At 40.2% G+C, this 14483-nt stretch carries 13 protein-coding genes; 3 read left to right on the plus strand and 10 right to left on the minus strand.

Annotated features, from left to right (window positions below; translation table 11 throughout):
- Positions 1 to 3 precede the first annotated feature (3 nt).
- The 7 genes from glyA to QM874_RS01505 form a co-directional block, all read right to left on the minus strand.
- On the minus strand, positions 4 to 1260 hold the full coding sequence (gene glyA / locus QM874_RS01475; RefSeq protein WP_414315939.1) for a serine hydroxymethyltransferase: 1257 nt from the start codon (positions 1258 to 1260) through the stop codon (positions 4 to 6).
- A 67-nt stretch (positions 1261 to 1327) separates the two neighbouring features.
- Positions 1328 to 1759 (minus strand): GNAT family N-acetyltransferase, encoded by a 432-nt coding sequence (locus QM874_RS01480; protein ID WP_414315940.1) that lies wholly within the window; start codon positions 1757 to 1759, stop codon positions 1328 to 1330.
- 1 nt (position 1760) lies between these two features.
- Positions 1761 to 2363, minus strand: coding sequence for an L-threonylcarbamoyladenylate synthase (locus QM874_RS01485; protein WP_414315941.1), 603 nt, complete (start codon positions 2361 to 2363; stop codon positions 1761 to 1763).
- Positions 2347 to 3183, minus strand: a complete 837-nt coding sequence (gene prmC / locus QM874_RS01490) for a peptide chain release factor N(5)-glutamine methyltransferase (RefSeq protein WP_414315942.1) — start codon at positions 3181 to 3183, stop codon at positions 2347 to 2349. The genes QM874_RS01485 and prmC overlap by 17 nt, the downstream gene beginning before the upstream one ends.
- Complete coding sequence (gene prfA, locus QM874_RS01495; protein ID WP_006153692.1) at positions 3183 to 4262, minus strand: peptide chain release factor 1; 1080 nt, start codon at positions 4260 to 4262, stop codon at positions 3183 to 3185. Before prfA ends, prmC begins: the two co-directional genes overlap by 1 nt.
- Before the next feature lie 9 nt (positions 4263 to 4271).
- Positions 4272 to 4751, minus strand: coding sequence for a GNAT family N-acetyltransferase (locus tag QM874_RS01500; protein WP_414315943.1), 480 nt, complete (start codon positions 4749 to 4751; stop codon positions 4272 to 4274).
- The gene (locus tag QM874_RS01505; RefSeq protein WP_153225373.1) at positions 4741 to 5340 is read right to left on the minus strand and encodes a thymidine kinase; all 600 of its coding nucleotides are present in this window, start codon (positions 5338 to 5340) and stop codon (positions 4741 to 4743) included. Before QM874_RS01505 ends, QM874_RS01500 begins: the two co-directional genes overlap by 11 nt.
- A 123-nt stretch (positions 5341 to 5463) precedes the next feature.
- Here QM874_RS01505 and QM874_RS01510 point away from each other — a divergent pair, with 123 nt between their 5' ends.
- Both QM874_RS01510 and mnmE read left to right on the plus strand, forming a co-directional pair.
- A complete protein-coding gene (locus QM874_RS01510) occupies positions 5464 to 5646 on the plus strand; it encodes a 4-oxalocrotonate tautomerase (RefSeq protein ID WP_001117401.1) in 183 nt (60 codons plus the stop codon).
- Between the two features lie 122 nt (positions 5647 to 5768).
- A complete protein-coding gene (mnmE, locus tag QM874_RS01515) occupies positions 5769 to 7142 on the plus strand; it encodes a tRNA uridine-5-carboxymethylaminomethyl(34) synthesis GTPase MnmE (RefSeq protein ID WP_414315944.1) in 1374 nt (457 codons plus the stop codon).
- 399 nt (positions 7143 to 7541) lie between these two features.
- Here mnmE and hemH read toward each other — a convergent pair whose 3' ends face one another.
- On the minus strand, positions 7542 to 8636 hold the full coding sequence (gene hemH / locus QM874_RS01520) for a ferrochelatase (RefSeq protein WP_414315945.1): 1095 nt from the start codon (positions 8634 to 8636) through the stop codon (positions 7542 to 7544).
- A 154-nt stretch (positions 8637 to 8790) separates the two neighbouring features.
- Here hemH and pepT point away from each other — a divergent pair, with 154 nt between their 5' ends.
- Positions 8791 to 10014, plus strand: a complete 1224-nt coding sequence (gene pepT / locus QM874_RS01525) for a peptidase T (protein ID WP_414315946.1) — start codon at positions 8791 to 8793, stop codon at positions 10012 to 10014.
- A 183-nt stretch (positions 10015 to 10197) separates the two neighbouring features.
- Here pepT and QM874_RS01530 read toward each other — a convergent pair whose 3' ends face one another.
- A complete protein-coding gene (locus QM874_RS01530; RefSeq protein ID WP_414315947.1) occupies positions 10198 to 13485 on the minus strand; it encodes a pneumococcal-type histidine triad protein in 3288 nt (1095 codons plus the stop codon).
- A 7-nt stretch (positions 13486 to 13492) separates the two neighbouring features.
- The gene (locus tag QM874_RS01535) at positions 13493 to 14422 is read right to left on the minus strand and encodes a metal ABC transporter solute-binding protein, Zn/Mn family (RefSeq protein WP_414315948.1); all 930 of its coding nucleotides are present in this window, start codon (positions 14420 to 14422) and stop codon (positions 13493 to 13495) included.
- Positions 14423 to 14483 lie beyond the last annotated feature (61 nt).

The raw sequence follows: 14483 nt of genomic DNA on the forward strand, positions 1-14483 counted from the left end.
GTACTAGTCCTCATACAATGGGAAGGCATCTGTCAATTCTTTAACTGCACTTCTCACTTCTTCTAAAACAGCTTCATTTTCTGCATTCTTAAGGGCTTTAATGATAAGCTCAGCTACTTTACGACTTTCTTCTTCACCAAAACCACGTGCAGTTGTTGCTGCTGCTCCGATACGAATACCACTTGTCTTAAATGGTGACAAAGTTTCGTAAGGGATTGAGTTTTTATTTAGGGTAATATTGACTTCATCTAGCAAGTTTTGAGCAACTTTTCCGTTCTCTACAACCTTGGTTACATCCACTAGGAAGAGGTGATTTTCAGTACCACCAGAGATAATACGGAAATCAGGATCTTGCAAGAAGACCTCCGCCATTGCTTTACTGTTCTTGATAACATTAGCAGCATATTCCTTGAAGGCTGGGTCCAATACCTCTTTGAAGGCAACAGCTTTAGCTGCAATAACATGCTCTAATGGTCCACCTTGAATACCAGGGAAAATAGCAGAATTAATCTTCTTGGCAAGGTCTTCGTCATTAGTCAAAATCAAACCACCACGTGGTCCACGAAGGGTTTTATGGGTCGTTGTCGTTGTAATATGTGCATAAGGGACTGGACTTGGATGAAGACCTGCAGCAACCAAACCAGCAATGTGCGCCATATCGACCATAAGTTTAGCACCAACAGCATCTGCAATTTCACGGAATTTTGAAAAATCAATAATTTGAGAATAAGCTGAAGCACCAGCAACAATTAATTTGGGTTTCACTTCTTGAGCTTGTTTCAAGATAGCATCAAAGTCTAAAAGTTCGGTCTCAGGATTAACACTATAAGAAACAAAGTTGTAGGTTTGACCAGAGAAGCTTACAGGAGCTCCGTGGGTCAAGTGACCACCTGCTGCCAAATCCATTCCCATGACCGTATCACCTGACTCAATCAAGGCCATGTATGCCGCACAGTTGGCTTGGCTGCCTGAATGGGGTTGGACATTGGCAAACTTGGCACCGAAGATTTCTTTTGCACGTTCAATAGCTAGACTTTCAACGATATCTACTACATCAGTACCACCGTAATAACGACGTCCTGGGTAACCTTCAGCGTATTTATTGGTCAAGATAGACCCTTGAGCCGCCATAACTGCTTTAGAAACGACATTTTCAGAGGCGATTAGCTCAATATTGTTTTGTTGGCGTTCCTCTTCTTTGGCAATGGCATTCCAAAGATCTGCGTCGTAAGCTTTAAAATCATCTTTGTCAAAAATCATAGGTCTTCTCCTTTATAGTGTGACAAGTCTTTTAGTTTGTTTTTACAACAAGAATATAAAATCCAAACTAAAAAATGCGAATAAACCGTTTCTGCACTTTATCGCAAGTATAACCAACTTTTTCGTAAAATGCATGGGCACCCAGACGATGGTCTGCAGAATTTAAGCGAATAAAGTTATAGCCTCGTTTTTTTGTTTCTTGCTCCAACCCTTCAAGTAAAGCTTTACCAATCCCCTTCCCTTGTCTTTGAGGTAAAACTGCCAAGGCCAAGATATTAAATCCTGCCTTGGAATAGAGAGATTCATAAACCTCTGCATGAACGTAGCCAAGGAGTTCATGACTAGCATCATCCTCATAACCTAGTAGAAAATGATGTGAGTCTTTGGATAATCTAGCTAGTTGACTAGCTGTTTCCTCTGGACTAAAAGCATAACCTAAAGCTTCTTTGTTAATCTCATAAATAGATGAAACATCTGTTTCTTTCAAAGCACGTAGCATATCATACCTCCTCAAAAGCAATTTCAGGTAGCTTGGCAAGAATGTCTTCTTGCATGATGGAACCTTGCCGTAAAATTTTTACCTTCTTACCAGTTAAGTCTAAAATAGTAGAATCCTGACCTGTTAAAAAAAAATCATCTTCAAATCCCAAGACCTCTTTGTCAAAATCCTCTAGAATTTGATTAAAGGTCACTCCACTTGCCTGACCTGAGATATTGGCAGATGGGCCGATTAAAGGACCAAACTCACGGATCAAGTCCAAGGTAACAGGATGACTAGGCATCCGAAATCCAACTGTAGTCAAGTCTGAATTTACCCAGTAGGGAACTCTGTCATTAGCTTCTAGGATAATCGTTAGTGGCCCCGGTAAAAAGGCATCAACAAGACTCTTTAGATAAGCTGGTTGATTTTTAGAAAAATACAAGATGTCATCGATAGAAGCGATATTGAGATTGAGAGCCTTATCTCTTGGGCGACGTTTGAGTTGGTAAACATGGTCAACTGCTTTTTCGTCTAGAGCCTTGGCAAAAAGACCGTAAACTGTCTCTGTAGGCAGAACGACAGCCCCACCCTTTTCCAATTCTTGCTTAATTTTCTCCATCATCAACAACAACCATCCTATCTTGGCCAAACTGGTCCTTGAGTGTTCGAACTCTTTTTTCAGGAAGATGTTTCCTAAAAAGTTCTGGGACACTTTGTCCTTGTTTATAGCCAATTTCAAGGTAAATCTTACCACCATCATTTAGAAAGTCCTTGGAATCTTCCGCAATTCTGCGGTAAATAGCTAGGCCATCCTCATCTGCAAAGAGTGCCAGATGAGGTTCTGAATGTAGGACATTCAAACCAACCTCCGACTCATCAGATCGAGAGATATAGGGTGGATTGGAAACAATTATATCATATTTTGAAGAAATTTCAGAGAAACAATTAGATTTTTTGAAAAATATATTAAGATTTTGAATTTCGGCGTTTTTCCTAGCCAATTCGAGAGCATTTTGGGAAATATCAGCTGCCGTGATAGTCCAAGTGGGCCTATTTTTAGCTAGAGCAAGGGCAATTGCTCCGCTTCCTGTTCCGATATCCAGAACTTTGAGATTATCCTTCGGATTCTCATCTAGGATGAGCTCCACCAACTCTTCAGTCTCTGGACGGGGAATCAAGACCCTCTCATCAACCTTTAACTGCATCCCAAAGAATTCAGCGTGACCAATTATGTACTGGGCAGGTATATGTGCTGCTAATTTCTTGTAAATTTCCTCGACAAACTCTTTTTCTTCCTCTGTAACTTCTTGCTGAAGGGCAAAGACGAAGTCTGTAAAAGATAGATTTTTTAGGCTACGATAGACAAAGGAGAGGCTTTCTGCTTCCTCTCCTTTAGCTATCAACTTTTCCTCAAAATCTTTAAAAATTTGAGCTAGTTTCATTATTTGTTTAATTCTTCCAATTTTTGTGTTTGGTCATAGAGCACCAAGGCATCTACAACTTCATCCAATTTACCAGCTAGAATTGTATCAAGCTTTTGTAGAGTCAAGCCAATACGGTGGTCTGTGACACGGTTTTGTGGGAAGTTATAAGTACGGATACGTTCTGAACGGTCACCTGTACCAATTGTCGACTTACGCTCAGCGTCTTGTTCGTCTTGGGCAATCTGTGCAAAGTGGTCAGCAACACGCGCACGGATAATCTTCATAGCCTTCTCACGGTTTTTCTGCTGGGTACGTTCTTCCTGCATCTCAACCTTGATATTGGTTGGCAAGTGAACGATACGAACGGCAGTCGCAACCTTATTGACGTTCTGTCCACCAGCACCAGAGGCGTGATAGATGTCGACACGAAGGTCTTTTGGATCAATATCATATTCAACTTCTTCTACTTCAGGCATGACAAGTACTGTCGCTGTCGAAGTATGTACACGACCTTGACTTTCTGTCACAGGGACACGTTGTACACGGTGAGCACCAGACTCATACTTGAGTTTAGAGTAAACTGACTGACCTGATACCATAGCAACCACTTCTTTAAAACCACCAACACCGTTCATTGAAGCTTCCATAACTTCAAAGCGCCAGCCTTGGGCTTCAGCATACTTTTGGTACATGGTTAGCAAATCACCAGCAAAAAGTGCTGCTTCGTCACCACCTGCAGCTCCACGGATTTCAAGGATGATATTTTTGTCATCGTTTGGATCTTTAGGAAGAAGCAAGATTTTCAGTTTTTCTTCGTATTCTTCTTTTTCAGCCTTGGCATCTTTGAGCTCTTGCTTGGCCATTTCTTCCAAGTCCGCATCTCCACCTGATTCTTTAATCATCTCTTCGGCATCGATAATGTTTTGAAGAACTTGTTTGTATTCGCGGTAGGCTGTTACCGTATCACGAGTAGAAGCTTCCTCTTTTGAAAGCTCCATGAAACGCTTGGTATCAGAGACCACATCTGGGTCACTGAGCAATTCTCCCAACTCTTCATAACGGTCTTCTACAGCTTGTAGTTGATCATAGATGTTCATTTTTTCTCCTTATTTCTCAATTGTTAAATCATAGATTGCTACTACTTCGTTCTCAAATATTTCCCCAGTTTCTTTAAATCCATAACTGAGGTAACAAGATCTTGCATGTTCATTTTCTGGTTCATAAGACAACCAAAGTTTATTGGATAAACCTGCTGGCGCGGTCCGAACATAGTCTAGCACCTTATCCATAATTGGTTTAAAATATCCTTGATCTTGAAAATGCTTATCAATCATGAAACGAAAAAGTAAATAATTTCCATTACTAATTCCGATTTTTTTATCATATGCTAACATCACAAAACCTATGATTGCATTATTATCGTAAACTACCAATGGAGCTACAAAATCTCCATTTTTTGTGAAGACATATGCTTCAGCTAAACTAATTGCGTTAGTAGCAATAAATTGTTTTTGATATTCCTTAACATCCAAATTCAGAACATCAAAATAATTTTCCATTGTAACATCTCTTAGTTCAATTGTCATAGTCTTGTTCCTTTTTAGATGTTATCAGTGGGGCAAAATAATGTTTACGGCAAACCGAGATATAGGTTTCATTGCCACCTATCTGGATCTGCTCACCATCATAGACTGGCAATCCGTCCTGCGTACGCAACACCATGGTCGCTTTTTTCTTGCAATACTGGCAAATGGTCTTGATTTCGTCAATCTTATCTGCTAAGAGCAAAAGATATTTTGAACCTTCGAATAGTTCATTACGAAAGTCATTTTTTAAACCAAATGCCATGACAGGTATATCTAACTCGTCCACAACACGAGCTAGGTCGTAAACATGGTGACGCTTTAAAAACTGGGCTTCATCGACAAGTACACAGTAAGGCTTTTCAGGTAAATCTCGGATGAACCCAAAGATATCCGTCGTTTCCTCAATAGCAACTGCTGGTCTTTTCATCCCAATTCGACTTGAAACATAGCCAACACCGTCACGCGTATCCAGAGCCGAAGTCATAATCACAACTCCCTTTCCTTGCTCCTCATAGTTATAGGCTACCTTAAGAATCTCAATCGTCTTGCCTGAGTTCATGGTCCCATAACGATAATACAACTGTGCCATGCTTCTATTTCACGTCCATTTCTAAATATTTGCTACATTCTAGTATACCATATTTTCTCAAAGCTTTAAACGACAAATTGTGGTAAAATAGAAGAAATCAAATAACTAGTGGAGGACGCAATTATGCCATTTGTACGCATCGATTTATTTGAAGGACGCACGTTAGAGCAAAAGAAAGCCCTAGCCAAGGAAGTAACGGAAGCTGTGGTTCGCAACACTGGTGCACCTCAATCTGCTGTTCATGTCATTATCAACGATATGCCTGAAGGAACCTATTTCCCACAAGGCGAAATGCGCACTAAGTAAAGCTTAAGCAATATGCTTAGGCTTTTCTTTATAAGTGCCATTCGTTGAATAAAACACTATATTTTGTTACAATTTTAAGAGATATTAGTCAATACAAACAAATAAACTATAAAGGAATTGAAATGATTACACGGGAATTTGATACCATTGCAGCAATCTCCACCCCACTAGGTGAAGGGGCTATTGGGATTGTTCGTTTAAGCGGAACAGATAGTTTTGCCATTGCGCAGAAAATCTTTAAAGGCAAGGACTTGAGCAAGGTTGCTAGCCACACTCTTAACTACGGTCATATTGTTGATCCTCAAACTGGTAAGGTCATGGACGAGGTTATGGTAGGGGCTATGAAGTCTCCGAAGACCTTTACTCGTGAGGATATTATCGAGATTAATACTCACGGTGGAATCGCCGTAACCAATGAAATCCTCCAACTGGCTATCCGCGAAGGGGCTCGTATGGCAGAGCCTGGTGAGTTTACTAAGCGTGCCTTCCTTAACGGTCGTGTAGACTTGACTCAGGCCGAGGCTGTTATGGATATCATCCGTGCCAAGACAGACAAGGCCATGAATATTGCAGTCAAACAACTAGACGGTTCTTTATCTGACCTCATTAACAATACTCGTCAGGAAATTCTTAATACACTGGCACAAGTAGAGGTTAATATCGACTATCCTGAATACGACGATGTTGAAGAAGCCACTACTGCTGTTGTCCGCGAAAAAACTATGGAGTTTGAACAACTCTTAACCAATCTCTTAAAAACGGCACGTCGTGGTAAAATCCTTCGTGAGGGAATTTCAACAGCTATCATTGGTCGTCCCAATGTTGGGAAATCCAGTCTTCTCAACAATCTCCTTCGTGAAGAAAAGGCTATCGTTACAGATATTGCTGGTACGACACGAGATGTCATCGAAGAATACGTCAACATCAATGGTGTTCCTCTCAAATTGATTGATACAGCCGGTATTCGTGAAACAGATGATATCGTCGAACAGATAGGGGTTGAGCGCTCCAAAAAAGCTCTCAAGGAAGCTGATTTGGTTTTACTTGTCTTAAACGCCAGCGAACCTCTAACTGCCCAAGACCGACAACTTCTCGAAATTAGTCAAGATACCAACCGTATTATTCTTCTCAACAAGACTGATTTACCAGAAGCGATTGAAACTGCAGAGCTTCCAGATGATGTGATCCGCATCTCAGTCCTTAAAAATCAAAACATTGATAAGATTGAAGAACGGATTAACAACCTCTTCTTTGAAAATGCTGGCTTGGTCGAACAAGATGCAACTTACTTGTCCAATGCTCGCCACATTTCCTTAATTGAGAAGGCAGTTGAAAGCCTACAAGCTGTTAACGAAGGTCTTGAGCTGGAGATGCCAGTTGACTTACTTCAAGTTGATTTGACCCGTACTTGGGAAATCCTCGGAGAAATCACTGGTGATGCTGCGCCAGATGAGCTCATCACCCAGTTGTTCAGCCAGTTTTGTTTGGGTAAATAACATAAAAACTAGTTCAGAAGTATGCTAGTCACCTAAAAAGAGAGTGGGACAGAAATCGGTAATTCGTTAGAATTCGATTTCGTCGTCCCACCTCCGCACAGTTGAGTAGGGCTGTAAAAGCTGATGAAATCAGCGTAGTAGAGCCCACTCAACCACTGCGTCTCGCTCGACAATCCAAAAACAATTTAAAGGCTAGGACTTTTGTCCCAGCCTCTTTTTCTTACACTTTCTAAGCTATATCCTGCCTTAGCAGAAATCTGAAACAAACCTTATACTCAATGAAAATCAAAGAGCAAACTAGGAAACTAGCCGCAGGCTGTACTTGAGTACGGCAAGGCAACGTTGACGCAGTTTGAATTTGATTTTCGAAGAGTATTACCAGTTCTTTTCTATTTTCACTTAGTCTTTAGGTAATTTGCCAGCTTTTTCAAGCATTTTTTTGATTAAATAAGGCATCTTGACATTTTCACGACCTTTTTTCTCAATTAATTTTTTAACAAATTCTGGCATTTGTAAATCTTGAGATTCATCTAAAATATTCTTAGTTTCATCCGAAGGGACTAATTCATCAAAGGTTTCTTCTTCTGGGAGGAATTCTCTAAATTCTTTATGTTCATTAGCTCGGATAATATTGACCAAGGCATCAATAAAACGAGAATCTGTATTTGGCATTGGTGGACGATGGTAGTTCACCTCCAATTCCTGACACAAGTCATGACATTCCACATCGTTGTCAAACAAGACTTCAATGTGCTCACTGATAAAACTAATAGGCACAAAAATATAATGCTCTGGATGTTCTTCCTGTTCTCTAAGATATTCCAGAACATCTGGCTTAATCCAAGGAATACCAATATCACTTTCACTCTGCCAAGTGTTGGTATATTGCTCTGGTTTCAAGCCTAATTTCTCAGCAATTAACTTGCTATTTTCGAAAATCTGGTCGATATAGGGATCACCAAAATCCAAGGCAAAAATGGGTACACTGTGGGCAGAAAAGATGAGTTTAAAGCTATCCTGTTTCACCTTTTCTTTTAAAATCTTAGCAATTTCAGCTGTCCAATAGTTTAATAGTGCTTCTTCTTGATACCAGTCCTTAATAACTAAAAACTGAATTTGTTTGCTTTCCAGAAACTTTTCGTACCCCATGACAGAGTAAAAAGAATAGTGTGGCTCCAAAATCAAGCAAATACACTTTTCAATTCCATCTGCTTCCATTTGCCGAATCACATCTGGAATAAAAGGGGTTGAAAATTTATTGGCAAAATACACACTATATTCATTTCCTAACCTAGCTTCTACCAAAGCAACTTCTTCACGGGTAATTTTTTGAAGTGGAGTTCCTCCAATTCGAACATAATTATCATAGAGTGTTTGAATCTCGTGATCTTGAGGTCGAACTCCACGACGAATGTTGGTAAAAAAGTCGGCTACTCCTTCAAAGGTAATCTCTTCTGGTGAACCAAATGTCATCATTAAAATCGCTTTTTTCATATTTCCATCCTTGTGATATTTTTATCTTTTTTATTGTATCACTAAAGTAGCCATAAGTAAACGCTAACATAAGGATTTTATCTTCCTTCTGATTTTTGTTTTTCTCTTCTTTCTATGATACAATGGTTTTAAAAGAAGGAAAAAAGGAGTTACGATGAAATATCCAACATTGTTGGAGCGTTTTTTGACTTATGTCAAAGTCAATACACGTTCTGACGAACATTCAACCACTACACCAAGTACCCAAAGTCAAGTAGACTTCGCAACCAATGTCCTCATCCCTGAGATGAAACGTGTTGGTTTGCAAAATGTCTACTATCTACCAAACGGTTTTGCTATCGGTACTCTTCCAGCTAACGATCCTAGTTTGACTCGTAAGATTGGCTTTATCTCCCACATGGATACAGCAGATTTTAATGCTGAAGGCGTTAACCCGCAAATTATTGAAAATTATGATGGCGGCGTTATCGAGCTTGGGAACTCTGGTTTCAAACTAGATCCAGCGGATTTCAAGAGCTTAAACAATTATCATGGACAAACTTTAATTACTACAGATGGGACTACCCTTCTAGGTGCTGATGACAAATCTGGTATCGCTGAAATCATGACAGCTATCGAATACTTGACTGCTCATCCTGAGATTAAACACTGTGAAATCCGTGTTGGCTTCGGACCAGATGAAGAAATCGGTGTTGGTGCCAATAAATTTGATGCAGAAGATTTCGATGTCGACTTTGCTTATACAGTTGACGGTGGACCTCTTGGTGAACTTCAATACGAAACCTTCTCCGCGGCAGGTGCCGAACTTCACTTCCAAGGTCGTAATGTTCACCCAGGAACAGCTAAGGATCAAATGCTTAACGCTCTCCAGTTAGCCATCGACTTCCACAATCAACTCCCAGCTGGTGACCGCCCAGAATTGACTGAGGGTTACCAAGGATTCTACCATCTCATGGATGTAACAGGTAGTGTTGAGGAAGCGCGTGCTAGCTACATCATTCGTGACTTCGAAAAAGAAACCTTTGAAGCGCGTAAAGCTGCTATGCAAGCTATCGCTGATAAGATGAACCAAGAACTTGGTAGTGATCGTGTTACTTTAACTTTGACAGACCAGTATTACAACATGAAAGAAGTCATTGAAAAGGATATGACACCAGTAACCATTGCCAAAGCAGTTATGGAAGACCTTGGTATCACACCAATTATCGAACCTATCCGTGGAGGAACAGACGGTTCTAAAATTTCCTTTATGGGAATTCCAACGCCAAATATCTTCGCTGGTGGCGAGAATATGCACGGACGTTTTGAATACGTTAGCCTTCAAACTATGGAACGTGCAGTTGACACTATTATTGGAATTGTAGCTTATAAAGACTAAAAAGAGAGTGGGACAGAAATCGGTAATTCGTTAGAATTCGATTTCGTCGTCCCACCTCCGCACAGTTGAGTAGGGCTGTATAAGCTGATGAAATCAGCGTAGTAGAGCCCACTCAACCACTGCGTCTTGCTCGACAATCCAAAGACAATTGAGAGGCTAGGACTTTTGTCCCAGCCTCTTTGCTTATTCTGCTACTTTTTCTGTTGATTCAGGAGTTGCCGCTATAGGTTTTGAGCTTGAATCATCTTGTTTATCACTTGCTGATTCTTTGTTTGTTTCAGCTAGGGCAGCTTTTGTTCTAATTTCTTGATTCAATACTAAGATTTCTTGAGCAACTGATAGAAGAGCTTGCTTGTCTTTGCTAGCTGCTGCTAGTTTATCAAACAGAGCATCTACTTTTTCAAAGTCAGCATCTGAACCATGATTCATCTCCAAATAGCTATGGAGGGCAATAATACCGTTATAAAGCTGTTGATAAAGAGCCATGACCTCTGGGTCTTGGTTGACATTCTCACGTTCATTCTGAATAGTCTGTGAAATGCGTTTCAGAAGATCTTGGACTTGCGTGTTTAATTCATCAAGGTCTGCTTCATCTTTATCTAGAGCAGCTTTCAGATTTTTAACTTCGTCAACAAGTGAAGCTTTAACACCTTCTTCTTTCACTTGGCTTACCAATTCTACAGCTTTTGTTAAAAGTCCTGCCACCTGACCTTTTAAGACATGGTTACTTTGTTCCTCAGGTTGAATATCATCAAACAAACCTTTCAAGAACTCATAAACTGCAGTTTTAGCACTATGACCATCAACTTTTTCTCTATCTAAGATTGTTTCAGAAGTCTTACTTGCAACTGGCTCATTTTTCAGTGCTTCTTCAACTTCTAGTTTTGTTTGATAGATTTCAGGGAAAAGTTGATTTAAGTCAGTCGCCTTAAGGAAGGATTGTGACTGGTAAAGAGTCCAAGTTAAGTTGGCAACTTTATTACGGAGATTGTCATTTAAGCGTCCATCAGAAAGATTTTGATAGAAATACTTGATGTATTCGACTGTCGTAACACCCGTACGATCATTAAAATCTTGCAGAGCTTGTAGTTTAGCTTCAACTGCATCTAAACCAGCCTCATCTTGAGCCAATTTATTTTCTTGGAGTTGAGCCAAGAGATCCTTCTTCGGAAGCCCATAAGTATCCGTATCTAAGGTATTAATCTTATCTACTAAAGCTTGATATTTCTTATCTAAAGGACTGATTTCTGTTGGTTTTACACTAGAGTCAACGTGAATATACTGCTTGTCAAAGAGATCTAAAGCAGCCAGATAACCAGCTGTTGAGTTGGTTGAGAGCTTCTTCATATTTTCAGAGAATTGTCCCAAGGCAAGCTCAATTTGTCTTTGCAGACTTGGTTTATCTTTATAGACTTCACGACTTTCTGCTAGAAGTTGATCAACCTTATTTTGAACAGTAGCTTCATCAAAGGCTCCTGGTTGGTAGTTAGATTGCAAGGCAGGAATCTTATGTTTCAAAGCAACTTCATAGCCTTTAGTTTGTACTTTGATGTAGTGGTTATGGTCACCGTGAGGAATGACGAAGCTACCATTTTCAACCTGCAAACTATAAGGAGAAACGCCATCACGTAAAGCAGTTGTATAGAGTTCGTTTAGGAAATCAAGCTCTGCATCACCTGTTTGGAGAGGAATACGAACGTGTTCCTTTCGAACTGCATAAGGGTGAATGTGAGTTGGGTCATAAGCCTGGTCTGGATTTCCAAATACAAAGAATCCATTTGAAATTCGGATCGCTTCAAGCGGAACACCATAGGTTTTAGAGATATAAGCTATCTTTTCTTCATCGCTGGCATCTCGAGAGAAAGCTTCTACATCTTTTGCAAGTGGTTTAACAGGTTCTACCTGATGATGTTCCTTCAAGTGCTCCTGAGCAGCCTTAATCTGCTCTGTTGATAAATCCTTTTTAAAGAAATAGTGATTGTGATCTCCATGAGAAACGACAAAACCTTCCTCATCTTCACTTATCACTCGGTCAGCATCGAATCCGTGATCGTGGTCTTCACCACGGTGGTGATCATGCCCGTCTTCATCATGGTGCTCATCCGATGGATTAGGTTTAACTTCGGTTTTACCTTTCAAGTGTTCCTGAGCTTCTTTAATCTGTTGAGCCGTCAAATCTTTCTTGTAAAAATAATGATTGTGGTCCCCATGAGAAACGATAAAACCTTGCTCATCTTCACTTATAACACGATTAGTATCGAATCCGTGATCGTGGGGATTGTCATGATTGTGGTCATGGTCATGGCCTTGTCCTTCGCCTTCCTGACCATGATGACCCGGCTCTTCTTGGTCGTGTCCATGGTGGTCATGATCATGATTCTCTCCATCTTCATGGTCATGGTTGTGCTCATGATCTTCACTAGGTTTACTTGGAGTTTCTACAGGATTTGATGGTGTTACAAGACCTGAAAGTGGCATCAAACGAGCAATCTTTTGTTCCAAAGCAGACATACTACTATAGGGAATGAAATGGTAGTGATTACCGTGTGGAATGGCCACCCCTGATGGTGTACGACTGGTAATTTTAGCTGGGTCAAATACCAAACCATCAGATTCTCGATAGCGTTGACTAACTGGTAAAGCATATAACTGAGCAAGAAGACTTTGAAGGTCGTCCGCTTGAGCTACTGGTTTGTTTGTAGCTGAGTTATCTGCTTGAGGACTTGGTTTAACACTTGGATTCGGTTTATAGTCCGTCACACTCGGTTGACTTCTCCTGCCAGCCAGATAGGCTTGTGCAGCAGCCAACTCGCTTGAGGAAAGTGCACTCTTTGGAACGTAGTGATAATGTCCACCGTGAGGAACGATATAGGCATCACCTGTATCTTCAATGATATCTGCAGCATTAAAGACATAACCATCATCTGTTGTATATCGGCCTTGTGCTCTGGCAGCGAGGACTTCCTTAGTTTCATTTCCTCTATCTGATGTGCCTTCCCGTTTCTGACGCTCAATTTGGTCTTTGGTACGAACATTATCTGCATGGCTAGCATCTTTTAGATAGACATAGTATTTGCCATCAACTTTGATGATATAGCCACCTTTAATCTCATTGACAATATCTTCATCCTTCAGCTGATAGTTTGGATCTTTCATGACCAGTTCTTCACTAAAGATAGCATCATAAGGCACCTTACCATTATAGTAATGGAAATGGTCGCCGTGTGAAGTCACATAACCTTGATCAGTGATTTTGGTAACAATCTGTTCAGCTTCTATGCCTTCCTTCTTGCTAACTTGGTCTGGTGTTAGAGTTTCATTCTTTTTAGCTTCAGACTCTTTACCATCAACGTAGGATACACGGTTGTCATCTTTTTTCTCAGGTGCTTGATGTTGATTCAAAGCATAGACACACACACTCAATGCAAGGACCACTACAGATCCTGCTAGATATTTTTTATTAATCTTCATAATCTCCTCATTTCAATTCTTCAGCTAAGATAGCCATATTTTCTTCTAGGTTTTCTAAATAGGACTTGTCATTTTGTGGGTCTGCCTCTAAAGGATTGAGAGTTTTCAGACTCACACCTGTTGATTTGACAAGTGTATCAGCTACCTTTGATGAAGCGTTACTCTCTGTAAAGATGGTTTTGACCTTATAAGTCTTTACAAATTCCTGGATTTCAGTCAATTGTCTTGGGCTTGGTTCTTGATCAGGCGATATTCCTGCAATCCCAAGCTGATTGAGTCCAAATCGTTTTGCCAAATATGAAAAGGCTGTGTGTTGGGTCACAAAAGTCTTTTGATTTGCTTTTTCAAAGATGGGTTGGTATTTCTTAGTTAAGTCATGAGCCTTGTCACTAAGGTTCTGTGCATTTTTCTGATAGGTATCCTTGTTGGCACTGTCCAGTTCGGATAACTTATCAGCAATTATCTGTGCTTCTTCTGCAACCTTTTCAGGATCTAACCATGTGTGAGGATCGTACAAGGTCTTCTCATCAATCCCATCTCCTGCCTGCATATCTTCTAATCCAGGCACGCGCTCCAAGGTCATACCTTCAGATGCTTCCAACACCTTTACCTTGGATTTTTGCAGGCTTGGATCTAAACTTCCCGCCCATGACTCTAGTGTATGAGAATGATAGACAAAAACATCGGCATCATAGATGGCTGCAATATCATTTGCAGAAGGTTCAAAGGAATGGATACCAGAACTAGACTGAATCATCCGCACATCATTTAGATCACCTGAAATTTCTTTGACCATAGCATAGACAGGATAAAAACTGGTCACAATTTTCATCCCCTTAGTTTCATCACTCTTGTCTTGACTGGTCTTTTGTTCACAAGCTCCTAAAACGAGAGCAAAGAAGGCAAGCATGACCCATAGGATAGTTCTTTTTTTCATAACAACTCCTTAACTAGTATTTAACCATTTAATTAACTAGTAAACATTTTACTCCTAAAAA

This window comes from Streptococcus infantis, from assembly GCF_047463615.1.
Taxonomy (GTDB): domain Bacteria; phylum Bacillota; class Bacilli; order Lactobacillales; family Streptococcaceae; genus Streptococcus; species Streptococcus infantis_X.

Excerpts from the sequence above, each read along its gene's own strand:
- glyA (WP_414315939.1), bottom strand. The coding sequence starts at position 1,260 with ATGATTTTTGACAAAGATGATTTTAAAGCTTACGACGCAGATCTTTGG.
- mnmE (WP_414315944.1), top strand. The coding sequence starts at position 5,769 with ATGATTACACGGGAATTTGATACCATTGCAGCAATCTCCACCCCACTA.
- hemH (WP_414315945.1), bottom strand. The coding sequence starts at position 8,636 with ATGAAAAAAGCGATTTTAATGATGACATTTGGTTCACCAGAAGAGATT.
- QM874_RS01500 (WP_414315943.1), bottom strand. The coding sequence starts at position 4,751 with ATGACAATTGAACTAAGAGATGTTACAATGGAAAATTATTTTGATGTT.
- prfA (WP_006153692.1), bottom strand. The coding sequence starts at position 4,262 with ATGAACATCTATGATCAACTACAAGCTGTAGAAGACCGTTATGAAGAG.
- QM874_RS01480 (WP_414315940.1), bottom strand. The coding sequence starts at position 1,759 with ATGCTACGTGCTTTGAAAGAAACAGATGTTTCATCTATTTATGAGATT.
- QM874_RS01530 (WP_414315947.1), bottom strand. The coding sequence starts at position 13,485 with ATGAAGATTAATAAAAAATATCTAGCAGGATCTGTAGTGGTCCTTGCA.
- QM874_RS01510 (WP_001117401.1), top strand. The coding sequence starts at position 5,464 with ATGCCATTTGTACGCATCGATTTATTTGAAGGACGCACGTTAGAGCAA.
- pepT (WP_414315946.1), top strand. The coding sequence starts at position 8,791 with ATGAAATATCCAACATTGTTGGAGCGTTTTTTGACTTATGTCAAAGTC.
- QM874_RS01505 (WP_153225373.1), bottom strand. The coding sequence starts at position 5,340 with ATGGCACAGTTGTATTATCGTTATGGGACCATGAACTCAGGCAAGACG.
- QM874_RS01485 (WP_414315941.1), bottom strand. The coding sequence starts at position 2,363 with ATGATGGAGAAAATTAAGCAAGAATTGGAAAAGGGTGGGGCTGTCGTT.
- prmC (WP_414315942.1), bottom strand. The coding sequence starts at position 3,183 with ATGAAACTAGCTCAAATTTTTAAAGATTTTGAGGAAAAGTTGATAGCT.
- QM874_RS01535 (WP_414315948.1), bottom strand. The coding sequence starts at position 14,422 with ATGAAAAAAAGAACTATCCTATGGGTCATGCTTGCCTTCTTTGCTCTC.